The organism is Clostridium tertium (genome assembly GCF_017873245.1).
In the GTDB taxonomy this organism is placed as follows: domain Bacteria; phylum Bacillota; class Clostridia; order Clostridiales; family Clostridiaceae; genus Clostridium; species Clostridium tertium.
In genome coordinates, this window is sequence record NZ_JAGGJY010000014.1 from 38,525 (window position 1) to 63,296 (window position 24,772).

At 27.5% G+C, this 24,772-nt stretch carries 23 protein-coding genes; 19 read left to right on the forward strand and 4 right to left on the reverse strand.

Going from position 1 to position 24,772, the window contains the following annotated elements; translation table 11 throughout:
• Positions 1 to 104: 104 nt before the first annotated feature.
• Positions 105 to 992 carry an AraC family transcriptional regulator gene (locus tag J2Z25_RS14455; RefSeq protein WP_209741097.1) on the reverse strand — a complete coding sequence of 296 codons (888 nt, stop codon included), beginning with the start codon at positions 990 to 992 and terminating at the stop codon, positions 105 to 107.
• Positions 993 to 1,263: 271 nt separating this feature from the next.
• On the opposite strand from J2Z25_RS14455, the gene hcp reads away from it, so the two are divergent.
• From hcp to J2Z25_RS14480, 5 genes are all read left to right on the forward strand, one after another.
• Positions 1,264 to 2,904, forward strand: a complete 1,641-nt coding sequence (gene hcp, locus J2Z25_RS14460; protein WP_142691096.1) for a hydroxylamine reductase — start codon at positions 1,264 to 1,266, stop codon at positions 2,902 to 2,904.
• Positions 2,905 to 3,159: 255 nt separating this feature from the next.
• On the forward strand, positions 3,160 to 3,828 hold the full coding sequence (locus tag J2Z25_RS14465) for a Crp/Fnr family transcriptional regulator (RefSeq protein WP_209741098.1): 669 nt from the start codon (positions 3,160 to 3,162) through the stop codon (positions 3,826 to 3,828).
• Positions 3,829 to 4,259: 431 nt separating this feature from the next.
• A complete protein-coding gene (locus J2Z25_RS14470; RefSeq protein WP_209741099.1) occupies positions 4,260 to 5,690 on the forward strand; it encodes an NAD(P)/FAD-dependent oxidoreductase in 1,431 nt (476 codons plus the stop codon).
• Positions 5,691 to 5,700: 10 nt separating this feature from the next.
• Positions 5,701 to 6,954, forward strand: coding sequence for an NAD(P)/FAD-dependent oxidoreductase (locus J2Z25_RS14475; protein ID WP_209741100.1), 1,254 nt, complete (start codon positions 5,701 to 5,703; stop codon positions 6,952 to 6,954).
• A 1-nt stretch (position 6,955) separates the two neighbouring features.
• On the forward strand, positions 6,956 to 7,315 hold the full coding sequence (locus tag J2Z25_RS14480; RefSeq protein ID WP_209741101.1) for a DUF1667 domain-containing protein: 360 nt from the start codon (positions 6,956 to 6,958) through the stop codon (positions 7,313 to 7,315).
• Between the two features lie 148 nt (positions 7,316 to 7,463).
• Here the strand turns inward: J2Z25_RS14480 and J2Z25_RS14485 are convergent, their stop codons facing one another.
• Both J2Z25_RS14485 and J2Z25_RS14490 read right to left on the reverse strand, forming a co-directional pair.
• On the reverse strand, positions 7,464 to 7,970 hold the full coding sequence (locus J2Z25_RS14485; protein ID WP_209741102.1) for a hypothetical protein: 507 nt from the start codon (positions 7,968 to 7,970) through the stop codon (positions 7,464 to 7,466).
• Positions 7,971 to 8,185: 215 nt separating this feature from the next.
• Positions 8,186 to 8,401, reverse strand: coding sequence for a hypothetical protein (locus J2Z25_RS14490; RefSeq protein ID WP_209741103.1), 216 nt, complete (start codon positions 8,399 to 8,401; stop codon positions 8,186 to 8,188).
• Between the two features lie 335 nt (positions 8,402 to 8,736).
• Here J2Z25_RS14490 and J2Z25_RS14495 point away from each other — a divergent pair, with 335 nt between their 5' ends.
• From J2Z25_RS14495 to J2Z25_RS14515, 5 genes are all read left to right on the forward strand, one after another.
• Complete coding sequence (locus J2Z25_RS14495) at positions 8,737 to 9,006, forward strand: ACT domain-containing protein (RefSeq protein WP_008677252.1); 270 nt, start codon at positions 8,737 to 8,739, stop codon at positions 9,004 to 9,006.
• Between the two features lie 13 nt (positions 9,007 to 9,019).
• Positions 9,020 to 10,375 carry a PFL family protein gene (locus J2Z25_RS14500; RefSeq protein WP_008677255.1) on the forward strand — a complete coding sequence of 452 codons (1,356 nt, stop codon included), beginning with the start codon at positions 9,020 to 9,022 and terminating at the stop codon, positions 10,373 to 10,375.
• Positions 10,376 to 10,617: 242 nt separating this feature from the next.
• A complete protein-coding gene (locus J2Z25_RS14505; RefSeq protein WP_209741104.1) occupies positions 10,618 to 11,463 on the forward strand; it encodes a protein phosphatase 2C domain-containing protein in 846 nt (281 codons plus the stop codon).
• A 103-nt stretch (positions 11,464 to 11,566) separates the two neighbouring features.
• Positions 11,567 to 12,322, forward strand: coding sequence for a flavodoxin family protein (locus tag J2Z25_RS14510; RefSeq protein ID WP_209741105.1), 756 nt, complete (start codon positions 11,567 to 11,569; stop codon positions 12,320 to 12,322).
• 37 nt (positions 12,323 to 12,359) lie between these two features.
• Positions 12,360 to 13,595: a hypothetical protein gene (locus tag J2Z25_RS14515; RefSeq protein WP_209741106.1), complete on the forward strand. Its 1,236-nt coding sequence runs from the start codon at positions 12,360 to 12,362 to the stop codon at positions 13,593 to 13,595.
• 30 nt (positions 13,596 to 13,625) lie between these two features.
• On the opposite strand, the gene J2Z25_RS14520 is transcribed toward J2Z25_RS14515, so the two are convergent.
• The gene (locus J2Z25_RS14520; RefSeq protein WP_008677269.1) at positions 13,626 to 14,270 is read right to left on the reverse strand and encodes a GntR family transcriptional regulator; all 645 of its coding nucleotides are present in this window, start codon (positions 14,268 to 14,270) and stop codon (positions 13,626 to 13,628) included.
• 252 nt (positions 14,271 to 14,522) lie between these two features.
• Here J2Z25_RS14520 and helD point away from each other — a divergent pair, with 252 nt between their 5' ends.
• The 9 genes from helD to spoVAE all read left to right on the forward strand — a co-directional run bounded on the left by helD (position 14,523) and on the right by spoVAE (position 24,754).
• Positions 14,523 to 16,805 (forward strand): RNA polymerase recycling motor HelD, encoded by a 2,283-nt coding sequence (gene helD, locus J2Z25_RS14525; protein WP_209741107.1) that lies wholly within the window; start codon positions 14,523 to 14,525, stop codon positions 16,803 to 16,805.
• A gap of 135 nt (positions 16,806 to 16,940) precedes the next feature.
• Positions 16,941 to 18,113, forward strand: a complete 1,173-nt coding sequence (locus J2Z25_RS14530; protein ID WP_209741108.1) for an FprA family A-type flavoprotein — start codon at positions 16,941 to 16,943, stop codon at positions 18,111 to 18,113.
• A 283-nt stretch (positions 18,114 to 18,396) separates the two neighbouring features.
• Complete coding sequence (locus tag J2Z25_RS14535; RefSeq protein WP_209741109.1) at positions 18,397 to 20,706, forward strand: AAA family ATPase; 2,310 nt, start codon at positions 18,397 to 18,399, stop codon at positions 20,704 to 20,706.
• A 415-nt stretch (positions 20,707 to 21,121) separates the two neighbouring features.
• Positions 21,122 to 21,457, forward strand: coding sequence for an anti-sigma F factor antagonist (spoIIAA, locus tag J2Z25_RS14540; protein WP_035284999.1), 336 nt, complete (start codon positions 21,122 to 21,124; stop codon positions 21,455 to 21,457).
• A 14-nt stretch (positions 21,458 to 21,471) separates the two neighbouring features.
• A complete protein-coding gene (gene spoIIAB / locus J2Z25_RS14545; RefSeq protein ID WP_008677277.1) occupies positions 21,472 to 21,903 on the forward strand; it encodes an anti-sigma F factor in 432 nt (143 codons plus the stop codon).
• Between the two features lie 9 nt (positions 21,904 to 21,912).
• The gene (gene sigF / locus J2Z25_RS14550) at positions 21,913 to 22,668 is read left to right on the forward strand and encodes an RNA polymerase sporulation sigma factor SigF (RefSeq protein ID WP_008677279.1); all 756 of its coding nucleotides are present in this window, start codon (positions 21,913 to 21,915) and stop codon (positions 22,666 to 22,668) included.
• Between the two features lie 193 nt (positions 22,669 to 22,861).
• Complete coding sequence (gene spoVAC / locus J2Z25_RS14555) at positions 22,862 to 23,332, forward strand: stage V sporulation protein AC (protein WP_008677280.1); 471 nt, start codon at positions 22,862 to 22,864, stop codon at positions 23,330 to 23,332.
• A gap of 15 nt (positions 23,333 to 23,347) precedes the next feature.
• Entirely contained in the window at positions 23,348 to 24,382 is a 1,035-nt protein-coding gene (spoVAD, locus tag J2Z25_RS14560) for a stage V sporulation protein AD (RefSeq protein ID WP_008677282.1), read from the forward strand.
• A gap of 15 nt (positions 24,383 to 24,397) precedes the next feature.
• Positions 24,398 to 24,754, forward strand: coding sequence for a stage V sporulation protein AE (spoVAE, locus tag J2Z25_RS14565; RefSeq protein WP_008677283.1), 357 nt, complete (start codon positions 24,398 to 24,400; stop codon positions 24,752 to 24,754).
• Positions 24,755 to 24,772 lie beyond the last annotated feature (18 nt).

The following is a 24,772-nucleotide window of genomic DNA, read 5'->3' on the forward strand; positions in this document are numbered from 1 at the left end:
AAAACTTAAATTTAATTGTGCAAAGCACTATTTATTTAAAAATCCGTAAGGATTTTTTACCTTAATTTTTTCATTATTTCATTAAAGATAAATTGATTCACAATTTATAAATTTGATTTTCTATATTTAGTTGGAGATATTGATAAAAACTTTTTAAAGGTTTTAATAAAATATGAAACATCACCAAATCCAACTTCATAAGCAATTTCTGTTATAGATAAATTTGTATCAAATAAAAGCAAAGTTGCTTTTTGAATTCTAAAATAATTAATATATTGAGTACAAGTTTTACCTGTTTGAGCTTTGAAGAATCTTAAAAAATGGTATTCACTATACTGAGCTATATCTGCTAATTTTTTAATTGAGATAGGATTTTTATAATTGGTTTGAATATATTTAATAACTTCTTTTAATTTTTCAACTTTGATTAAATCACTATAGTTTTCTGAATTTAAATTTAGGCTAATATAACCTTCTTTAAAGATAGTAGAAAAAATTGAAAATAAAGATCCTTTAATTTCTAATTGAAAGCCATAAGATTTATTATTGTAGCTTTCTATTATATTATTAAAAGAATTAACTATTTTAGAATGTCCAACATTTGAAGTTCTTATGATATTCTTAAAAAATAATTTGTTTTTCATTATGGGATTTACAAAGTTAATTTGAGAATAATCTAAAGTATTTCCTTCTATTAAAGAGAGATTAAATACAAGAGCTACATAAGATATCTTAGTATTTTCTTTGCCTATCATATAATGAATAGATCCGTTAGGAATAATAATGAAATCTCCAGTAGTTACGCTAAATATTTTAAAATCTATGCAAATTTCTGCAGAACCATTAAGTATGTATATAAACTCCATTTCATCATGCCAGTGTGAATAGAAATCGGCTGAATTCCTAAATTCCACATTATAGACTTCTAGTGGTAATTGCATATTTCCATGGTTAACTTGTTCCTTAAGTTGTAAATAACTTTTATTATCCATAATATCTCCTTTAAATAAAAATAGCAAAATTGTCATGCCTATAAGCAATTTTAAATGAGAAAAGTAATTATAATAACAGTATAATGCAAAAAGAAATAAATTTCATTATAGTAAAATATCTTTATAATTGGGCTTTGACAAATTAAAAGATAAATTTTTTGTTTTTTAGTTACCTTGTAACGATTGTTACCGAATTAGATATGAAATCCTCATATAATGTAAACATAGAAGGAACAAATTAAGATTTAAATTATCAAGGGGGATTTTTTCGATGGAAAATAAAATGTTTTGTTTCCAATGTCAAGAAACAGCAGGATGTACTGGATGTACACAATTTGGAGTGTGTGGTAAATCACCAGATTTAGCAAGAATGCAAGATCTATTAGTATATACAACAAAAGGATTATCAGAAGTTACAACAAGATTAAGAAAAGAAGGAAAAGAAATTTCAGCTGAAATTAATCACTTTATAACATTAAACTTATTTACAACTATAACTAATGCTAACTTTGATGATGAAATATTCTATGAAAGAGTTAAAAGAGTTTTAGAAATAAAAGAAGAATTAATAAATAAGTTATCAAGTAAAGATGGATTATCAGAAGCTGCATTATGGACAGCAACTACAAGAGAAGAATATGATGCAAAATCAATAGAAGTTGGTGTATTAGCAACTAAGGATGAAGATATAAGAAGTTTAAGAGAACTTATAACTTATGGATTAAAGGGATTATCAGCTTACATGAAGCATGCTAATGAATTAAGCTATGATAATGAAGAAGTAAGTGCATTTATGCAAGAAACTTTAGCTAAGTTATTAAATGATAACTTAACAGTAGATGAACTAGTTGCTTTAACTTTAGAAACTGGTAAGGTTGGGGTAGACGGTATGGCTTTACTTGATAGTGCTAATACTGGAACTTATGGACACCCAGAAATGACAAAAGTTAATATAGGTGTTGGAAATAAACCAGGAATATTAGTTTCAGGTCATGATTTAAAAGACTTAGAACAATTATTAAAGCAAACAGAAGGTACAGGAGTGGATGTTTATACTCACTCAGAAATGTTACCAGCTCACTACTATCCAGCATTTAAGAAATATGATCATTTTGTAGGAAACTACGGAAATGCATGGTGGAAGCAAAAAGAAGAATTTGAAAGCTTCAATGGACCAATTTTAATGACTACTAACTGTATAGTACCACCAAAGGACAGCTATAAAGACAGAGTATTCACAACTGGAGCAGCTGGATTCCCAGGATGCAAGCATATAGAGGGTATAGATGGACAAGCTAAAGATTTCTCAGAAATAATTGAACTTGCAAAGAAATGTAAGGCTCCAACAGAAATAGAAAAAGGAGAAATCATAGGTGGATTTGCTCATAATCAAGTAATGCAACTTGCAGATAAAGTTGTAGATGCTGTTAAATCAGGGGCAATTAAGAAATTCTTCGTAATGGCAGGATGTGACGGAAGAGCTAAATCAAGAAATTACTACACAGATTTTGCAAAAGCTCTACCAAATGATACTGTTATATTAACAGCAGGTTGTGCAAAATATAAATACAACAAATTAGACTTAGGAGATATCGGTGGAATTCCAAGAGTTCTAGATGCAGGACAATGTAACGATTCATATTCATTAGCATTAATTGCATTAAAACTTAAAGAAGTATTCGAATTACAAGACATAAATGAATTACCAATAGCATTTAATATTGCATGGTATGAACAAAAAGCTGTAATAGTATTATTATCATTATTATATCTTGGAGTTAAGAATATCCACTTAGGACCAACATTACCAGCATTCTTATCACCAAATGTTGCAAAAGTACTTGTTGAAAACTTTGGTATTGGTGGAATAACTAATGTTGAAGATGATTTAAACATGTTCTTAGGACAATAATAAATTAAAAGCTGTTGTAAAACTAAGCTACTTGGTTTTACAACAGCTTTTGTTTTTTTTATATATAATTTGTGATAGTATAATATTAATAATGGACAATTGATAGTTGATAATTAAGGATGTTTTGCACAGAAAAACTTAAATTAAATTGGTGATCAGCACCTTTTATTTAAAAATCTCTGTTTTTTTCTTAATTGTCCATTATGCATTATCAATTATAAAAATGTTCACATTTTTATACAAAGGAGAGTTCGTATGATAGATATATTAAAGGATACTTGCTTTTTTAAGGGTATTCCTGAAGTTGAGATAGAGGAAATTTTAAAAAGTGAATCATATATAATAAAATCATATAAAAAGGGTGAAGTAATAGCAAATCAGGGAGAAAAGTGTAATAGCTTATCTGTTGTAATTGATGGAAAGGCTGTAATCCAGACTATATATGAAAATGGAAAAGTATTAACATTATCCTATTTTAATGTAAGTGATGTATTTGCAGAAGCATTATTATTCTCTAAAGAAAAAGAGTATCCTGCAACAGTTATGGCTTTTGAAAATTGTAAGGTATTATCATTTCCTAAAAAAAGTGTTTTAGGTATAATTCAGAAGAATACTAAGTTTACAGAAAATATATTAGAGCTTTTATCTCAAAAAATAGTTATATTAAATAGAAAAATAAATTTAATTGAATTAGATTCAATTAGAAGAAAGATATGTAAGATTTTACTTGATAATTATAAAAGAAATAATACATTTTCATTAAAAATATCATCTAAAAAAGATTTAGCTGAAGAGCTTGGAATTCCAAGACCATCTCTTTCAAGAGAACTTATAAATATGAGAGATATGGGACTTATAGACTTTAGTTTAAAAGAAATAATGATATTAGATCTTGAAGGCTTAGAAGATGAATTTTTGGTTTAATAATAAAAGTAACTAGGCAGGCTATTAAATAAAAAAGCCTGCCCAATTATTTGGTATATATAAATTGTAAAGGGATAACTTAAATTAACCCGTGCAATAAGTATATTATAGTGGAATATTTTAATAAATTAAATAAAATTTAGAAAATTTAGAATAATTACCAAAAAAGTATAATAATCTTTGTACAAATTTTATAGGAAAATATTATATAAATAAAATTCTGAAAGTTATATGTACCATTGGAAAAATATATGATATAATGAATGTATAATTATTTAATGTGCTAAGAGAAGTTAGAGTTAAGCATAAAAATAAGAGTTAAGTCTTATTTTTGTGCTTTTTTTGTTATCTAAACAAAGATGCCAGGAATAATTTAAATTATAAAAAGGTTGGTTAAAATAAATTTAAATAATATTAATGGGGGTATATATATGTATGATGTTGCCATAATAGGAGCTGGTGTTATAGGAGCTTCTATTTTTAGAGAACTAACTAAATTTAATTTAAAAGTTGTAATTTTAGAAAAAGAAAATGATGTAGCTATGGGAACGACAAAAGCAAATTCAGCTATAATTCACTCTGGTTATGATCCAGAACATGGAACACTAATGGCAAAATATAATGTAGAGGGTAACGAAATGTTTGAAAGCCTATGTAAGGAGTTGTCTGTACCCTTTAAAAGAAATGGGTCATTAGTAATAGCTTTTAATGAAGAAGAAATGGAGTTATTAAAAAAATTATGTGAGAATGGTATAAAAAATAAGGTAAAGGGATTGAGGCTACTAAATAAAGAAGAAGTTTTATTAAAAGAGCCTAATTTAAGTGAAAATATATTAGGAGCATTATATGCACCAACAGGAGGAATAGTAGGACCATTTGAATATACGATAGCTTTAATTGAAAATGGTATTGAAAATGGAGGAGAAATTAAATTAAGTAGTGAAGTTATAGGAATAGAAAAAGATGATACATTTAAAATAAAGATAAAGGATAAAGAAGTGGTAGAGGCTAAATATTTAATAAATGCAGCTGGTATTTATTCTGACAAAATTCATAACATGATTTGTAAAGAGCAGTTTGAGATAACCCCAATTAGAGGAGAATATTATGTAATTGACAAGAATGAAGGCAAGATGTTTGAACATACTATATTCCAATGTCCAACAAAACTTGGAAAAGGCGTACTAGTTACTCCAACTGTTCATGGAAACTTAATTGTAGGACCTAATGCAGAAACTATTGAAGATAAAGATTCAGTAAAAACAACAAGTAAAGGTTTAGACTATATAAAGGAAACTGCATCAAAGACAACAAACAAAATAAATTTTAGAAATTCAATTAGAAATTTTTCAGGTTTAAGAGCACATTCTGATAATGGAGATTTTATTATAGAGGAAAATGAAGATATTAAAGGATTTATAGATGTAGCAGGGATGAAGTCACCAGGATTATCTGCTGCTCCAGCAATAGCTATGGGTGTATTAGATATATTAAAAAATGCTGGACTTAATAATATGAGTAGAAAAGATAACTTTAATCCAAATAGAGAGCAAATTAGATTTATGGAGCTTTCGTTAGAAGAAAGAGCTGAAGTAATAAAAAAAGATAGTAAGTATGGAAGAATTATATGTAGATGTGAGCAAATAACTGAAGGTGAAATAGTAGATGCAATTAAAAGGTCTTTTGGGGCTATTTCTTTAGATGGAGTAAAGAGAAGATGTAGACCTGGAATGGGAAGATGTCAAGGTGGATTTTGTGGACCTCGTGTTCAAGAAATAATATCCAGAGAACTTAATATACCTTTAGAAAATATAGTTTTAGAAAAAGATGGTTCATATATTTTAACTGGAAAGTCAAGATAGGGGGATAATTATGAGGTATGATTTAATTGTAATAGGTGGAGGTCCTGCAGGTCTTGCAGCTGCATATGAAGCTTATTTAAATGGGGTAAGAAATATTTTAATAATTGAAAGAGATAGAGAACTTGGTGGGATATTAAATCAATGTATTCACAATGGTTTTGGTTTGCATACATTTAAAGAGGAGCTTACTGGCCCTGAATATGCTGATAAATTTATAAAACTTGTTGAAGAAAGTGAAATTGATATAAAACTTGATACAATGGTTTTAGAAATAGAAAAAAATAAGAGAATACATGCAATAAATTCTAATGATGGGTATATGATTTTGGAAACAAAGGCAATTATATTGGCAATGGGATGCAGGGAGAGAACAAGAGGAGCAATAAATATTCCAGGGGATAGACCTTCAGGTGTATATACTGCAGGAGCAGCTCAAAGATATATAAATATGGAAGGATATATGCCTGGTAAAGAAGTAGTAATTTTAGGCTCTGGTGATATAGGTCTTATAATGGCTAGGAGAATGACATTAGAAGGTGCTAAGGTAAAGGCAGTTGTAGAGCTTATGCCATATTCAAACGGGCTTAATAGAAATATAGTTCAATGTTTAGAAGATTATAATATACCATTATACTTATCACATACAGTTGTAGATATTATTGGAGATAAAAGACTAGAAAAAGTTATAATTTCAAAGGTTGATGAAAATAAGAGACCTATGAAAGGAACAGAAGTAGAATTTGAATGTGATACATTACTATTATCAGTTGGATTAATTCCGGAAAATGAATTATCAGATAAAGTAGGAATAGAACTAGATAGAAGGACTAATGGACTTGTTGTAACAGAAAGTATGGAAACTAATGTTGATGGAATTTTTGCTTGTGGAAATGTAGTTCATGTACATGATTTAGTAGATTTTGTTACTGAAGAAGCTAAACATGCAGGAAAATCAGCTGCAAAGTATTTGAAGAACATATTGAAGAAAGAAAATTATATAAATATAAAGAATGGTAATGCTATAAATTATACTGTTCCTCAAAGAATTTCTATAGAAGATATAGATGAAAAGTTGACTATATTTATGAGAGTAAATAATGTTTATAAAAATAAAGTGCTTGTTGTTAAATCTGGGGAAAAGGAAGTTTCAAGGCTGAAGAAAAGGCATTTAGCGCCATCAGAAATGGAAAGAATAGTTTTAAGTAAGAAATTATTAAACAATATAGAAGAAGACTTAATTATTTCTTTAGAGGATGGTGAATAAAATGGAAAAGAATTTAATTTGTATATGTTGTCCAATGGGATGTCATTTAAAGGTTAACATCGAAGAAAATAAAGTAAATGGAAATGGATGCAAGAGAGGTATTGATTATGGGATTAGTGAAATAACCAATCCTGTTAGGGTAATAACTACTACTGTTAAAGTTAAAGATGGTGAACTTCCGGTGCTTCCAGTTAAAACAAAGGGGGCAATTCCAAAAGAACTTAACTTTAAGTGCATGGAAGAACTTAAAAAACTTGAAGTAGTTGCACCTGTTTCTGTAGGTGAAGTAATTCTTAAAGATATATTAGGAACAGGAATTAATATTGTAAGTTGCAGAGATATAAAAAGCATTAAGGCTTAAATAATATTGAAATTTAAATGGAAGTATAAAGGGAGAGAAATGATTAAAAATGACTGGCTATTAATAGCCAGTCATTTTATTTAACATGAATATTTGCAGAAATTAAAATTATCTGCAAATTTTATAATAATTAATTCCATTTCAGTAATTAATGAAGTAACTCGATTAATCTCATTTTCATTAAAGCTAATTGAGTAGCTGCAAGTATTTCCTTTTTACTTATATTTTTGCCATCGTCATAATAAGGCTGTAATCTTTGAATTAATACATCACTAGCACTATTTATAGCATCTAGTTCAATATTTTTTAGATTTTTATTATCGTATTTAAATGCTGATTTAAGATTATCTAAAGAATTATACAGTGCACTACCGTTCCTGCCATTTTCTGAAAGCAATATTTCACCACTTTCTAATACATTTTGTAATGCATACACATTAATAATTAGGTCTTCTACATTGCGGTTAAAATCTTCTTCTGTTGAGGAAGCCTCCGTAATCGCATAAATAGAGTTTTGTGTATTAATAGCTAATGATAGAACTCTGTCAGCATAGATATTTAATTTATTATTGCTTAACTGCAAGTATTTATAAAGCAAAAATGAAAAAAAGATTAATACTGCAGCACATATACTTATTATTTTCCTTTTATTCATAGAAAGCTCCTCCTAAAAAACTATGCATTATTAAATATAACTTCAATATTAATTTTTTCAAAAGGTAATAACGAAATATTATACCCTATTAAGTCATTGATTTTACTTATAAAAATAGCTTTTAATAGAATTTTTTATTTGTCATTTAATATGCATAAAATTACAAGTGTGACTCTAAATCTACTAGTCAAAATTATAATTTTAATAAATTGAAATTATTTTTCTTTGAATTTCCAATTTTCTTTTATTAATAGAATTGTAAAATACAAAGATAAAATTACACCTATAGCTGATATAAAATAAGTTAATTGACTTAAAAATAATCCGATTATAGGAAGAAAATGAAGTGAGTCATAAACAATACTAGTGTTAAACAAAACTAATATTATACTTCCTAAAATACAATAAAGTAAATTACTATTCTTATTCATAAATCTACTCCCATTCGAATTTAAGTAAAATTATTAAACAGTATTTCATTAAATAATAAAATTGTTAATTAATGTATGTTTTTATTATACATTAATTGGAGGCATAATTATATTAGGATAAAAATATTAATATTTTATTTTTAAATTCCTTCACAATATTATAATAAACACTTCATTAAAACAGAGCCTAATTTTTTTTTAGAAAAGAATGAAAATTGCGGATTTTTCACGAATAATTACAGTTGAAAATTGACAAACTTACGGACAAGGGATAAAATTATAATAACTTTTTAGGTTATGTGGAAAAATATAATAAAAATGGGAGTTGAATATTAATGAAAGCTATATTAACAGTAATAGGAAAAGATAAAGTGGGAATAGTTGCAGGAGTTAGTAATGAATTATTGAGATTAAACATAAACATCTTAGATGTTAACCAAACTATAATGGATAAATACTTTACAATGATAATGATGCTAGATTTAAAAGAAGCTAATTCTACCTTTGATGATATTAAAAGTGCATTAGTAACAAAAGGCGAAGATCTTGGAGTAGAGGTTAAAATTCAAAGAGAAGAAATATTTAATTCAATGCACACTTTATAATTGGAGGTTAAAGATGAATAGTAATAATATATTAGAAACCATAAAGATGATAGAAGAAGAAAAACTTGACATAAGAACAATAACTATGGGTATTTCATTATTAGATTGTATAGATTCAGATGGCGATAAGGCAAGAGAAAAAATATACAATAAAATAGTTAGTAGTGCTAAAGATTTAGTTAAAGTAGGTAAAGAAATAGAAAATGAATTTGGAATTCCAATAGTAAATAAAAGAATATCAGTAACCCCTATATCAATAATTGCAGGAGCTACAGATGAGACAGACTATGTTAAGTTTGCGCAAACTTTAGATAAAGCAGCAGAAACTTTAGGAGTAGACTTTATAGGTGGTTTTTCAGCTTTAGTACAAAAGGGATACACAAAGGGCGATAAAATATTAATAAATTCAATACCAGAAGCATTAGCTAAAACTAGCAAAGTATGTTCATCTGTAAATGTAGGTTCAAGTAGATCAGGAATAAATATGGATGCCGTTAGAGAAATGGGTGAAGTAATTAAAAAAACTGCTGAATACACAAAGGATACAAAAGGATTTGGTTGTGCTAAGCTCGTTGTGTTCTGTAATGCTGTTGAGGACAATCCTTTTATGGCAGGAGCCTTTCATGGCGTTGGAGAAGCTGATAAGGTTATAAGTGTTGGAGTTAGTGGACCTGGTGTTGTGCAAAGAGCATTAGAAAAAGTAAAAGGAGAATCCTTTGATGTAGTTGCAGAAACTATAAAGAAAACTGCATTTAAGATTACAAGAATGGGGCAATTAGTTGCTAAAGAAGCTTCAGAAAGATTAGGAGTTCCTTTTGGTATAGTAGATTTGTCATTAGCTCCAACTCCAGCAGTAGGAGATTCTGTAGCACATATACTAGAAGAAATGGGACTTGAAGTAGTTGGAACTCATGGTACAACAGCAGCTCTTGCATTATTAAATGATGCTGTTAAAAAAGGTGGAGTTATGGCATGTAGTCATGTAGGAGGATTAAGCGGAGCATTTATACCAGTTTCAGAAGATGCAGGAATGATTGATGCTGTATTAAATGGATCGTTAAACTTAGAAAAACTAGAAGCTATGACTGCTATATGTTCAGTAGGATTAGATATGATTGCTGTTCCAGGAGATACCCCAGCAGAAACAATAGCAGCTATGATTGCAGATGAATCAGCTATAGGAATGATTAATAATAAGACTACAGCAGTAAGAGTAATACCAGCACCAGGATGTAAGGTAGGAGATTTAGTTGAGTTTGGAGGATTACTAGGAACAGCTCCAGTAATGCCTGTAAATAAATATTCCTCTTCTTTATTTATACAAAGAGGTGGAAGAATACCTGCACCAATTCATTCATTTAAAAATTAAATAAATATAGAATTTTAATTATTATATTTTATTTAAATCAATTTATTAAAACTTGATATAACATTACTATTTTATAGATTTTTAATAAAAGATATAGCTATGGACAATTATAAATTTAAGTATAATTGTCCATTTTTAGTGTTTAGAGCTGTATAAATAGTTCCAGTAAAGAGATATAATTTATATAAGATTTATTTAAAGAGTATGGACTTAGTACTAAAGATATATAGGGGGATAAGTTTATGAGAAATATAAAAGCTTTATCAAGACAAGGATCAAATGTTAAACCGAATGAAGATAAAATTACTATAATCGAAGGCTCAGCTTGGATATTAGATGGAGCAACAGGATTAACTGGAAAAAGAATTACTGAGAAAGAAACGGATGCATTATGGTATGTTGAAGCATTAGATGATTACTTAAAAAAACATATAAATAGTTCAAAAGATATTAAGGAAATAATAAAAAATGCAATTAAGGAAGTTAAAGAAAAATATTCTAAATATGATGGATTTAATGATTTAGAGGAAATTGATTATCCTTGTGCAGCTTTAGCTTTAGTAAGATTTAATAGTAAAGAATTAGAGTATTATGTAATTGGTGATTGTACATTAATATATTCTCAAGAAAATGAATCAATAAAAGAAATTGTTGATAGAAAACTAATAGGGTTAGAAGAAAATATTTTAAGAAAAATGTGTGAAGTAAGCAAAGTAAATAATATTTCTGTATTAGATGCAAGAAAGCTTTGTAATGATGAAGTTATAAGTGTAAGAAAATTAAAGAATAAATTAAATGGATATTGGATATTGGAATTTAATGAAGATGCGGTAGATAGAGGGTTATATAATAAAATTTCTATTAATGGTGAAATTAGTATTTGTATTACTTCAGATGGATTTTCACAATTTTATGATACATTCAATTTAGCACAAGATTATAAGGCGTTTATAAATTTACTAAAAGAGAGTAATGTAGAGGCTATATTTAATACATTATATGAAGAGCAGGAGAAAGATAGTAACTGTAATGATTATCCGAGATTAAAGAAAAGAGATGATACAAGTATAATATATTTTGAATTATAAAATTTACAAGTTGGATAAATATGGTGTATAATTTAAATTGAATGATTAGCAAGAGAGAAGGCAAGATATTAAGCTTTCTCTTTTATTGTTTTAGGGGGAAATTATGAGGTGTGTTGTAATACATGGAAGTCCAAGAAGAGGTAACACTTGGGATGTGTTAAATATTGCAAAAGAGGAAATGAAAAAACATGGTGAAATTGAATTTATAGATATTGAATTACGTAAGGAAAAGATACCTTATTGCAATGGGTGTTTTTTATGTATTTATAAAGGTGAAGATAAATGTCCACACAATGAAAAGATGAGTTATATAGTAAATGAAATTGAAAATGCAGATGCTGTTATAGTTACTTCACCAGTTTATTCAATGCAAGTTAGTGGGCTTTTAAAAACGTTTATAGACCATATGTCTTATAATTTTCATAGGCCAAAATTTTTTACAAAAAAAGCATTAGTAATTACTACTACTGCAGGGGCAGGTCATACATCTTCAGCAAAGTATATTAGGGATGTATTGTATTATTGGGGATTTAATTTTGTGAAAATGATACCAATAGCATATAGAGCCATAGAATTAAATGATAAAAATGTGGAAAAAATAAAATGTATATCTGGTAAGTTTAGTGAAGATTTGATATCTAGAAAAATACACAAACCAAAAGTAAAATCTATTTTTATGTATAATTTATGGAGAAAATCAGGAGAAACACCTTTTAAAGAGGGCGATGCTGATTATAGATATTGGAAAAATTCGGGGCTTTCAAAGTTTATTTATCATCCAGATATTAAAATTGGAGCTTTAAAAAGAGCAATAGGTAGTGCTACTTATAAATTAATGGGGAGCAAAGTAAAAAATTAATAAATGTGATGATAAGATTAGATTTGGGAGATTAATAATGAATTTAATAAACTATATATATTTAGAATGTAGTGAACGATGGTGGAAATCAGATAGAAATTTTAAATTAGATATGAAAAAATATACTAATATAGAGAAGAAAAATAAAGAAAAGAATTTAGATAACTATATAGATTTAATAATTAAAAAAATAAACGAATTTCCTAAGGAAGATAATAAAAAGGGAAAGTGGCAAAATGAGTTTGATGAAATTATAGATAACTTCATAGAAAGTGAAAAAGAAACCTTTAAGCTTGGAATAATTAATAAAAATATTAAAAATGACTTTTTTAATAGCACTAAAAGATTTATAAAAGAAGCAAAACAATTTGATGAAAATTTAAGTTATACTGACATAGGACAGGCCATGAGAAATGTTTGGATCATAAATATCCTTCAAGCAGTCTTTGGAGAAAAAGTACAGCTATCTAAGGCTATATTTAGCTATAGTATGTTATATCCATATACAGATAACTATTTAGATAATACAACGATAAATGACATGGAAAAGAAAAATTTTAATTATAAATTGAATAAGAGATTAAATGGAGAAAATGTAGAAAGTAGCGATTTTTGTGAAGAGGCTGTTTATAAATTAGTTAGTTATATTGAAGAAGATTTTAAGAGAAATGATTATAGTGAATTATATGACGCTTTACTTTCAATTCATAAAGGTCAAATAAAAAGTTTAAGACAACAAAATATTGTGAGTATTCCTTATGAAGAGGATATTTTAGGTATATCTATTGAAAAAGGTGGATCATCAGTACTAGTAGATGGATTTTTAACAAAGGGAAAGATGAATAAAGATGAAATATCTTTTTGTATTTTTTATGGTTTCTTGCTTCAACTAGCAGATGATTTACAAGATATTAAATCTGATATAAATAACAATCATATAACTATAATGTCACAATTAGCGCCTAAATACAATTTAGATAAAATAGTAAATAAATTAATAAATTTTACAGTTATGTTTTTAAAAGAAGACAGTTGCTTTAAAGGAGAAAATATACATGAATTGAAAGAACTTATAAAAACAAATTGTATAATGCTTATATTGTTTTCAGTAATATTGAGTAAAGAGTTTTTTTCAAGTGAATATATAAATGTCATAGATGAATACTTACCATTTTCTATAAAATATATAGAAAGTATTAAGTTTAAACTAAGAAAAAAAATTAGGAAAATAGAATTTAAAAATGCAGTTAACTATATATTAGGAATTAATTAAAATAACAGCTAAGTAAATTTACTTTAGCTGTTATTCTTTTTCTTTATCAGATGATGGTAAAGAAATATAATTTTTAACTGTTTCTAGAACTGAATCTTCTCCAACATAAACTACTATATCTTGTGAATGTATTTTAAAGTATGGTCCTGGTGATAAAAATAAATCTCCATCCCTCTTAACAGCAATTATAGTAGCTTTTGTATTATGCCAAAAGTCGAGTTCACCAATACTTTTATCTACAGCAATACTATTTTCTTCTACTATACTTTCAAAGGGAATAATAGAACCAACATTTCTTAGTTGAGTAGCAAATTCAATTATTGCATTAATATTTTTTTCAAGCTTATTATCGATATCTTTCCTTTTTTTTATTAAGTCAAAAGTGTCGCTATTTAAATGAGTAAAATCTGATTTTGTTTTGAATTTATTTAAAAACTCTTTTGCATAAGTCTTATTATTTATTATAATCCCGCTTTTTTCATTAATAGTAACAACATTCATATCTTTTAATAAGGCTAATGATCTTCTAATAGTTTCTGGAGATACATTATATATACTAACTAAAGTTGTTCTTCCTGTAATCTTACTTCCTTCCAAAAATTCATTATTTATTATTCTATGAGCTATATCAACAGCTATTTTTATATAGTTAGGTGTTTTAGTTTGTTTAGACAATATTAACATCTCCTTTACGATAAGATTCTAACACACAATATTGGAAAGTAAAATACTTATTGAAATTTATAATTTATAAATGGGTAAGAAAAGGAATAAATGTTTTGAGTATAGTAAATAATTGGAATATATGAGATTTTATGCTTTTGATAGTTAATAGTTTTTACTTGATTAGTTTATATACTATAATAATTGAATTTAGAATCTAATTAGCCTATAATTAAGGCATTAGTTGAATTTAGAGGTAAAAATATGAATAAGGATTTAAAATTAGAACAAGAAATATTAAAGGAAAAAAGGAAAAAGATAGATAATGAGCTTTTAGAGAAAAAAAAGAGTTATGAAGGTATAGAAAGTAAGTTGAGAGCTTTAACAAAGGAATCAAAAGGAAATTATAACGAAGAAAAAGAAACTACAGAAAAAATATATTCTGTGTTAAGAAAAGATATAAAAAATTATGAGGAGGCTATAAAGGTTCCTTATTTTGGTAGAGTTGATTTTAGAGAATTGAGAGGTAGTGATGAAAGTATATATATAGGCAAACAATCAGTAAGTTCAACTTTAGATGGAGAAGAAATAGTAGTAGATTGGAGAACTCCAGTAGCAGATTTATATTATAGTGGAACTGGAGGATATGCATATTATAAATCGCCTATAGGAATAATTGAAGGAAACTTATCACTAAAAAGAAAATTTTTATTTAAAGAAGATTCATTAAAAGAAATATTCGATGAAGGAATAAATGAAATTATAATAAAAACTAGTGATGAAGGAAATGACTTAGTTGATGAATTTTTAAAAATAAATCTTGAGGAAAGTAGAGGAAAAAAATTAAAAGAAGTAGTAGCAACTATTCAAAAGGAACAAAATGATATTATAAGGTGGCCAAAGAATCTACCTATTATAGTTCAGGGATCGGCTGGTTCTGGGAAAACTACTATAGCTTTACATAGGCTGGCATATTTGATTTATAGATACTCAGAAACGATGAATGGAAAAGATATTTTAGTTCTAGCTCCTAATAAGTTATTCTTAGATTATATTTCAGATATATTACCGAATTTAGGAGTTGATGAAGTAAAACAAACTACTTTTCAAGATTTGGTACTTAATCATTTAAAAGTTAGAAGCAAGGTAAATGGAAAAGATGAAAAACTTAAGGAGTTAATTGAGTCTACAGATGCAGAGAAATGTAAATTAATAATAAATGCATCTAAAATAAAAGGAACATTAACCTTTAAATCTATTATAGATAGATACATTACATTATTAGAAAGCGATTCTGTTGATATAACAGACATAATGATTGGTAATTATGTATTATTTAACAAAAGGGAAATAATGAGGCTTTATCTTAAAGACTTAAAAAATTATCCAATAAATAAAAGAAAGGATGAAATAAAAAGATATCTAGGATTAAAGCTTAAAGAGAGAATAGGAGTTCTTTGCCTGCAAGTAGATTTAGAATGGGATATAAGAATTAAAGAGATAAAAAATAAACAAGAGGATTGTGAAGATAGAAGGAAGCAATTGATAAAAATTTATTCAGAAAGAGATGAAATAAAAAATAATATAAAAAGCAACTCAAAAAAAGAAATGAATGATTATTTTAAAAGTTGGAGGGGAATAACCTCTAAGGATATATATGTTGATTTATTTAAAAATGAAGAATTTTTTGAACTTGCAACTTTAAATAAGATACCAAAAGAATTATCAGAATTTATGAAAGAAGAAATCATTTCAAATTATAATAGAGGAATTATAGATGAAGATGATTTAGCACCACTTTTATATATTAATATTCTTTTAGAAGGTGTTGAAGAAAAAGAAAAATATTCACATATAGTAGTAGATGAAGCACAAGACTATAATCCATTCCAAATTTATTTAGTAAATAGATTAACTAAGGGAAATTCTCTTACTTTAGTTGGAGATATTGCTCAAGGAATATATTATTATAAAGGAATAAAAAATTGGAGTGATATAGTAGAAAAGGTTTTTGAAGGAAAAGCGACATATATGCAACTTACTCAAAGCTATAGATCTACAGTTGAAATTATAGATTTTGCTAATGGTGCATTAGAATCACAAGGACTAGAGTTAAAAAGAGCAAAACCTGTATTAAGACATGGAGAATCTCCTAAAATAATAAAATGTAATAACAGCAAAGATGTAATAAAAAATATAAACAGTATAATTACTGAAGTTATGAATAAAGGTAAAAGTAGTATAGCAATAATAACAAAAGGTATAGAAGATGGTAAAATTTTAGAAAAACTTATAAAAAAGAATTCTTTATTTAAAGCAACATTAATAAAAGGAAATGAAAAAGAGCATAATGATGATATATTGATAATACCATCTTATTTAACAAAGGGATTAGAATTTGATGCAACTATTATTTATAATCCAAGTGAGTCTAACTTTAAAAATACTTTGTTAGATCAAAGGCTTTTATATGTATCATTAACAAGAGCCTTGCATTATGAATATATAATAGAAGTTGATAATATAACAGATATGATAAAAATATAAAAAATATAGCATAATTAAAAAATATATAATAAATATACAAAAAAAGTCGAATTTCATAATTGTTTGACAAATATATTTATGGTAAAATATTACTAGAATATATAGAGATAAAAGAGTAAAGTTGGAGGTAGGGATATGTTACAGGAAAAGTTAAAAGATAATATATATTGGATAGGGGTTAAAGACCCGGATTTAAAAATATTTGATATAATAATGGAAACAAAAAAAGGAACAACCTATAACTCTTACGTAATAAATGACGAAAAAGTAGCAGTAGTAGATACTGTTAAAACTGGATTTTATGATGAGTTTAAAAATAATTTAAAAGAAGTAATTGGTAATAAAAAAGTAGATTATGTAATAGTTCAGCATACGGAATTAGATCATAGTGGATCTCTTATAAGATTAATTGAAGATTATCCAGAAATAAAAGTAGTTGCATCTAAAGCTGCATTAAATTATTTGAAAAATATATTAAATAGAGAGTTTAATGCTGTAGAAGCTAAGGAAGAAATTTCACTTGGAGAAACAAGTCTTAAATTTATAAGTTCACCTAATTTACACTGGCCAGACACTATTTTCACATATGTAAAAGAAAGAAACTTATTATTTACATGTGATTTTACTGGATCTCATTATTGTCCAGAAGGCGGAATTACAGAAAGTTTAAATCAAGATTATTTTGTTGAAATGGAATACTATTTTAATTGTATAATGGGACCATTTAAAAAATTTGTATTAATGGGCTTAGAAAAGATAAAAGATTTAAATATAGAATGTATCGCGCCTAGCCATGGACCAGTTCATGTTGCTAATATTGATAAGATTTTAAACCTTTATAAAGAATGGGCAACAGAAGTAGAAGTAGATAAAAATAAGGTGGAAATATTTTATATTTCTGCATATGGAAATACTGAAAATATGGCTAACTTTATGAAGGAAAAGCTAGAAGCAAGAGGATATGATGTAGATGTAACAGAAATAACTACTATTCCTTTAGAAGAAAGTATAGCAAAAATAGAAAGAGCAAGAGGATTTATGGTTGGATCACCAACAATAAATCAAGATGCAGTTAAACCATCTTGGGATTTATTATCCTTAGTTAATCCTATAATAAATAGAGGAAAGCCGGCATTAGCATTTGGATCTTATGGATGGAGCGGAGAAGGCGTAAGAATGCTAACAGCAAGACTAAAAGATTTAAAGCTTAAAGTAGTTGAGCCAGGTTTATCATTCTGCTTTGTTCCATCAGAACAAGATTATAAACATGCAGAAGAAGTAGTAAATAAGTTTATAGAACTAATGTAATTATAAAAAAATAGACAAAAGGCCTGTAATAAGAAAAATACAGGCCTTTTATTGTTTTATAACTAGACATTAGCAAAAAATATATAATTATGAAGAAAGAAAGTATTGGTGATAGATAATAAATTCTCATATATATTTAATATAATATATATAAAAAAATAATTAAATTAGAAAAATTTATTCCCTAAACAAGCATATTAAGAATATCTATATAGTAAATACTAAAAAAAGGGGGGAAACTGCTTCTTAATAATTGCTAAAGCAATTTGAAAGTGGAAAATATATGAGAAAAGAGTTAACTTCACAAGAAGTAAAATTTAATTTTAAATTCAAGGAAAGTGATCTGAAAGGCAGTGTAACAAAGATTCCTGAAATAGATAGTGAGTATGAAAAGATTGGAAGAGCTCTTAATATAAATAAAGAAGGCTATAATCTTTATTTAATCGATTCATTTTCTAAGGAAAAACTGAAGAAGCTGCAAGGTTATATAGAGGAGCAGTATAAATATCTGGAACCTCCAAAAGACATTTGCTATGTTTCATTAGAGGATGATAAGAAGCCAGAAGTATTATTTGTTAGCAATGGTAATGGTAAAAAGCTGAAGGACGCAGTTGAAGAAATAAGAAATAATTATATAGAAATAGTAGAGGAGTTCTATAATGCATCATCTGAAGATGAAAAGGATGAACTTATAGAGGAAATACAAAGTAAGAGAAATGATTATATAAGTGAATTAATGGAGATGGCAAAGAAGGAAGATTTTGAAGTAAAGGTTACAAATAAAGGTTTTGCTTTTATTCCATTAATAAGTGGAAAAGTAATTAGCGAAAGGGAATATGATAATTTAGAAAAAAACAAAAAAGAAGCTATTGTGGCTAAGGCATCTATTTTAAAGAAAAAAGCAGAAGCAGTTTTAGGAAAATTAAAAGACATAGAAACTAAGTCAATAAAAAAGTTAAAAGAAATATATAGTGATTTTCTAGCAAATGAAATGGAGGGATATAAGGATGAGGTTTTACTTGAGTTTATAGATGATGATGCAGCTTATGAATATTTAGAAAAATTATTTATATCCATGGAAAAAGAAATTATAAGTTGTTATACAATGGATATTGAAGAAGATGAAGAACAACTTTATCAACTTATAAATAAGTATGATATACATTTACTTGTGGACAATAGTTTAAGATCTACGCCACCTGTTATTTATGAAGAGGATCCAAATTTAAACAATTTAATGGGGTTTATAGAGTATGAAAACCATAATGGTGTGTATACGACTGATATATCCTTGATAAACTCAGGAACTTTATTAAAAGCAAATGGTGGATGTTTAATTGTTAGAGTAAGTTCACTTGCTAATAATTCATATTCATATTATCATTTGAAAAAAGCCCTTATAACTAACAAAATAACATATGATATTTCAAAATCATATGTGGAAGTAATATCAATAAGTGGATTAAAGCCACAACCAATACCTATAGATGTAAAAGTGATTTTAATAGGTGATCAAGAGACTTATGATACATTATACAGTTTAGATGAAGATTTCAGAAAGTTATTTCCACTAAGAGCTGAGTTTAATCCTATTGTAGAGACTAATGATAATGTTACAGCTTATATAAACAAGTCTATAAAGGATAAGGTAAAGAGAAATAATCTTATGCCTATTACAGAGGATGGAGTAAATGAAATCATCAAATATTTATCAAGAACTGCAAATAGTAAGACTAAAATAAATATAGATACTACTGAAATAGAAAAATTAATGATTTTGGCTAATGATAATGCCAAAAAGAGAAATTCATTAATGATAGAATCTAAAGATATAGTAGATATTGCATATGTTAAAGAAAGAATAGAAAATGAATATGATAAACTTTATAAAGAAAATAAAATTTTAATATCTATTATAGGAAAAAAAGTAGGAGTTATAAATGCACTAGCCGTTTTAGATACTGGATATCATTCTTTTGGAAAGCCTATGAGAATAACGTGCGTATCTCATAAAGGATCAGGAAGAATAGTAGATATTCATAAGGAAAGTAGACTAAGTGGAAAAATACATGAAAAATCAATAAATATATTAAAGGGATTACTGAATAATATAATTAATCCATATGAAGAAATACCGGTAGATTTTTATTTGAGTTTTGAACAAATTTATGGGTTAGTTGATGGAGATAGTGCATCAGTAGCAGAGATTATATGTATTTTATCTTCATTAAGCAAAAGGCCTATAAAGCAAACAATTGCAGTAACTGGATCTATAAATCAATTAGGTGAGGTGCAAGCAATTGGAGGTGTTAATGAAAAAATTGAAGGATTCTATAGAGTATGTGATTTTTTAGATACAGTTAAAAATAAAGGAGTTTTAATTCCTTCTTCAAATAAGGATGAATTAATATTAATACCAGAAATTGAGAAGTCTATAGAAAATGGAGATTTCCATATATATACTATGGATAATCTAGATGACGCAATAGAAACTTTAATATTAGAAGAAGGAGAATCTTTAGAGGATTTTTATACAAGCTTACAATCAGAACTAAAAAAATATAAAAAGGTTATAGAGAAAAAAGAGGAATAGAAATATAAGAAAAAGTGTTAGTTTCAGAAATTTACTTTAATATAGAATTTAATTTATTTAAATTTAAGTAAATCTTTAGTACCTTTAAAAAGTTAATATCTAATTTTTACAAGGGGGTCGCGTTTCGCTACCCTCTTTTATACTTCCATATTAATTTTTTTCTAAATGGGCTAACAAAACGCGAGCCAATTTAGAAAAAATTATATAATATATTGAATTAATTTATGAAGTTTATATGAAATAATAAATAAAACACCAAAATTTTCTATTAATTTAAAAGTAATAAGATAAAAAGTTATTATTTTATTTGACTATGAATAAAATAGTATGTTAAAATTATGGAAAAAGAAGGAAAATATTTGAAATAACTATTGAGGAGGTGGGTGCTCTAAAGGAAGACTTTAGAGTAGTTTGTATGTATCTAAAATTCGATAAAAAAGAAGACAAACTAGTTGTTAGCCTAATGGGTGAATTAGATCATCATAGTGCTGAAGAAGTAAGAGTTAAAATAGATGATAGGATAGATAGGGATAATATAAAAAAAGTTATATTAAACTTTAATGGAGTAACATTTATGGATAGCTCTGGAATAGGTGTAGTAATAGGAAGATTCAAGAAAATGCAAAACAGGGATGGAAAACTTTGTGTAGCAGAAATAAATAGAACTGTTAATAAGGTTTTTGAAATATCAGGTATGTATAAAATTATTGATGTATATAGCAGTATAGATGAAGCTGTAGTCAATATTTAATGGAGGGGTTTAAAATGGTAGATAATAAAGTGAGTATAGAGTTAATGAGTAAATCCCAAAACGAAGGGTTTGCAAGGGTTGCAGTTGCTGCATTTGTATCCCAATTAGACCCAACAGTAGAAGAATTAACAGATGTAAAGACAGCGGTATCAGAAGCTGTAACAAATTCTATAATACATGGTTATGAAAACAAAAAAGAGGGCATAATCAAAATAGAAGCTACTATAAGTGGAGATGAAATAACTATAAGTATTGAAGATTTTGGTAGAGGGATTACAAATGTTGAGCAAGCAATGGAACCATTATATACTTCAAAACCAGAGCTAGAAAGATCAGGGATGGGATTTACAGTTATGGAAACATTTATGGATAGCTTAGAAGTAAATAGCGAAGAAGGTAAAGGAACTAAAGTTGTAATGAAGAAGAAATTCAACACAGTAAGTTAGGTGAAGTATATGGAAAATGGAAGTGTAAGAAAAGAGGCGTATAATTATGAAGAAAATTCACAATTAATACCTCTAGCCAAGGCAGGTAATCAAGATGCTATGAATAAAGTCATTGAAATGAATTTACCTCTTGTATCATCCATTAGTAAAAAATTCCTTAATAGGGGGTATGATTACGAAGACATATTTCAAATAGGTTCTATAGGTTTAGTTAAAGCTATAAATAATTTCGATGACAAATTTAATGTAAAGTTTTCTACCTATGCAGTTCCTATGATAATAGGAGAAATAAAGAGGTTTATTAGAGATGATGGAATAATAAAGGTCAGTAGAAATGTAAAAAGTTTAGCTAGAAAATTACATTTTGACAAAGAGCAGCTAACTAAAAAATTAGATAGAGAACCAACTATTGAAGAACTATCTCAGTTTTCTGGAGTAGATAAAGAAGAAATACTATTTGCTATAGAATCTTCTGCTAGTATGCAATATTTATATGATACTATTCATCAAGATGATGGTGCCCCGGTTTTACTTATAGATAAACTAAGTGAAAAAGGTGAAGATGATAGTGATATGATAAATAGGATTGCATTAAAAGAAGCACTAAGAAGTCTCGATAGTAAGGCAAGACAAATAATAATGCTTAGATATTTTAAGGATAAAACACAAGTTCAAGTTGCGAAAATGCTTGGTATAAGTCAGGTTCAAGTATCTAGAATTGAAAAGAAAGTATTAGTTTTAATGAAACAAAAACTACAAGAATAAAGAAAAATCTTAAATTACACTTAAATTACAAATGATAATAAAGGAAAGAAAAAATGAATAATGTATAGTAAAAAATCTTTTGAAGTTATGTCAAAAGATTTTTTTTATTGAAAAAATTTTGAAGTATATTCCAGTGTTATATTTATTATTATTGGAATAATAAAATTATACATATTTAGAAAGGAGTAATATTATGGCTAAAAAAAAGACACCAAGTGAACAACAGATATTAAATAAATTTCAAACTATTACTGATCAGACAAATCCAAAGCCTAAAATAGTAAGAAATTGTGCAAGAGCTTTTTTAGTTGGAGGAGCAATTTGTACTTTAGGTCAAATTTTTCAAACGCTTCTAGTTAAATATGGATTTCAAGAAGAAGAAGTTAAAATGTTGTTACCAATAATTATGGTATTTTTAGGAGCTTTATTAACTGGAGTAGGAATATATGATAAAATAGCATCTTTTGGAGGTGCAGGAACAGTAGTTCCAATAACAGGTTTTTCAAATGCTGTTGTTGCTCCGGCTATAGAATTTAAAAAGGAAGGTTTCGTGTTTGGAGTAGCAGCTAAAATGTTTACTATAGCAGGGCCAGTGTTAGTATATGGTATAGGAAGTTCTGTAATAATAGGTATTATTTATTATCTTATACAACTATTAAGATAAGAAAGGGGCATCACTATGAGTACTAATAATTTAAATATAAAAAAAGTTGGAAAGCAAACCGTAAAACTTCAAAACCCTCCTAAAATAATAGCAACATATTCTATTGTTGGACCTAAAGAGGGTGAAGGACCTTTGAAGGAATATTTTGATGAAATATTAAATGATGATATGTTTGGAAAAGAAAGCTATGAAAAAGCTGAGAGCGAAATGATGTATACAGCAATAACAAGTGCAATAAATCGAGCTGGATTAAAAGAAGAGAATATAGATTATTTATTTGCTGGAGATTTATTAAATCAAATAACATCTTCATCTTTTGCAGCTAGAAAATTAAATATACCGTTCTTTGGATTATATGGAGCTTGCTCCACTATGTCAGAATCATTAAGTGTGGCTTCTATGATGATAGACGGAGGATTTGCAGATTATGTTGTTGCATCTACTTCATCACATTTTAGTTCAGCGGAAAGGCAATTTAGGTTTCCTTTAGAATATGGGTCACAAAGAAGTCCATTGGCTCAGTGGACAGTAACTGGTTCAGGTGCTATGGTTCTTGGAAAAAGTGGTGATTTTCCAGAAGTGACATATATAACAACAGGAGTTGTAAAAGATTATGGAATAAAAGATCCCAATAATATGGGAGCGGCTATGGCACCAGCAGCAGTAGATACAATAGCAAGGCATTTCAAGGATACAGGTAGAGATCCTAAATTTTACGATGTAATTGCAACAGGAGATTTAGGTAAAGTAGGTAAGGAAATAACATGTAAATTACTATTAGAATATGGATATGATATAAGAGAAAATTATTTTGATTGTGGCGATATGATATATGACGATACAGTTCAAAATACAGATTCAGGTGGAAGTGGATGTGGATGCTCAGCTGTGGTATCATCAGGATGTTTCTATAAAAAATTAATGAGAAAAGAAATAAAAAATCTTTTATTAATTTCTACAGGAGCTCTTATGAGTACAACCTCATCTTTACAAGGAGAAAGTATCCCTGGAATAGCACATGCTGTAGCAATAGAATTTAAAGAAAAATAGAAAGGGGAAACTAGTATGGAGTATTTAAATGCTTTTATCGTAGGTGGAATAATATGTGTAATAGGACAAATTCTTATGGATACAACAAAGTTAACACCAGCAAGAATATTAGTAATCTTTGTAACTGTTGGAGCAATATTAGGTGCGTTCGGAATATATGATAAATTAGTAGAAATAGGTGGAGCTGGAGCGACAGTGCCGTTGCCTGGCTTTGGAAACTCACTTGCAAAAGGTGCTATAAAAGCCGTTGAAGAAAAAGGATTAATAGGCGCTTTTACAGGTGGAATAACTGGAACAGCAGCAGGAATAACAGCTGCAATTTTCTTTGGATACATAATGGCATTAATATTTAATCCAAAAACAAAATCTTAATAGTTTATAGAAAATATT

Coding starts and splice junctions, on each gene's coding strand:
- J2Z25_RS14465 (WP_209741098.1), top strand. CDS start 3,160: ATGATAGATATATTAAAGGATACTTGCTTTTTTAAGGGTATTCCTGAA.
- spoIIAA (WP_035284999.1), top strand. CDS start 21,122: ATGTATCTAAAATTCGATAAAAAAGAAGACAAACTAGTTGTTAGCCTA.
- J2Z25_RS14475 (WP_209741100.1), top strand. CDS start 5,701: ATGAGGTATGATTTAATTGTAATAGGTGGAGGTCCTGCAGGTCTTGCA.
- J2Z25_RS14530 (WP_209741108.1), top strand. CDS start 16,941: ATGTTACAGGAAAAGTTAAAAGATAATATATATTGGATAGGGGTTAAA.
- hcp (WP_142691096.1), top strand. CDS start 1,264: ATGGAAAATAAAATGTTTTGTTTCCAATGTCAAGAAACAGCAGGATGT.
- J2Z25_RS14480 (WP_209741101.1), top strand. CDS start 6,956: ATGGAAAAGAATTTAATTTGTATATGTTGTCCAATGGGATGTCATTTA.
- J2Z25_RS14470 (WP_209741099.1), top strand. CDS start 4,260: ATGTATGATGTTGCCATAATAGGAGCTGGTGTTATAGGAGCTTCTATT.
- J2Z25_RS14510 (WP_209741105.1), top strand. CDS start 11,567: ATGAGGTGTGTTGTAATACATGGAAGTCCAAGAAGAGGTAACACTTGG.
- spoIIAB (WP_008677277.1), top strand. CDS start 21,472: ATGGTAGATAATAAAGTGAGTATAGAGTTAATGAGTAAATCCCAAAAC.
- spoVAC (WP_008677280.1), top strand. CDS start 22,862: ATGGCTAAAAAAAAGACACCAAGTGAACAACAGATATTAAATAAATTT.
- J2Z25_RS14490 (WP_209741103.1), bottom strand. CDS start 8,401: ATGAATAAGAATAGTAATTTACTTTATTGTATTTTAGGAAGTATAATA.
- J2Z25_RS14535 (WP_209741109.1), top strand. CDS start 18,397: ATGAGAAAAGAGTTAACTTCACAAGAAGTAAAATTTAATTTTAAATTC.
- J2Z25_RS14495 (WP_008677252.1), top strand. CDS start 8,737: ATGAAAGCTATATTAACAGTAATAGGAAAAGATAAAGTGGGAATAGTT.
- J2Z25_RS14515 (WP_209741106.1), top strand. CDS start 12,360: ATGAATTTAATAAACTATATATATTTAGAATGTAGTGAACGATGGTGG.
- helD (WP_209741107.1), top strand. CDS start 14,523: ATGAATAAGGATTTAAAATTAGAACAAGAAATATTAAAGGAAAAAAGG.
- J2Z25_RS14505 (WP_209741104.1), top strand. CDS start 10,618: ATGAGAAATATAAAAGCTTTATCAAGACAAGGATCAAATGTTAAACCG.
- J2Z25_RS14485 (WP_209741102.1), bottom strand. CDS start 7,970: ATGAATAAAAGGAAAATAATAAGTATATGTGCTGCAGTATTAATCTTT.
- sigF (WP_008677279.1), top strand. CDS start 21,913: ATGGAAAATGGAAGTGTAAGAAAAGAGGCGTATAATTATGAAGAAAAT.
- J2Z25_RS14500 (WP_008677255.1), top strand. CDS start 9,020: ATGAATAGTAATAATATATTAGAAACCATAAAGATGATAGAAGAAGAA.
- J2Z25_RS14455 (WP_209741097.1), bottom strand. CDS start 992: ATGGATAATAAAAGTTATTTACAACTTAAGGAACAAGTTAACCATGGA.
- spoVAD (WP_008677282.1), top strand. CDS start 23,348: ATGAGTACTAATAATTTAAATATAAAAAAAGTTGGAAAGCAAACCGTA.
- spoVAE (WP_008677283.1), top strand. CDS start 24,398: ATGGAGTATTTAAATGCTTTTATCGTAGGTGGAATAATATGTGTAATA.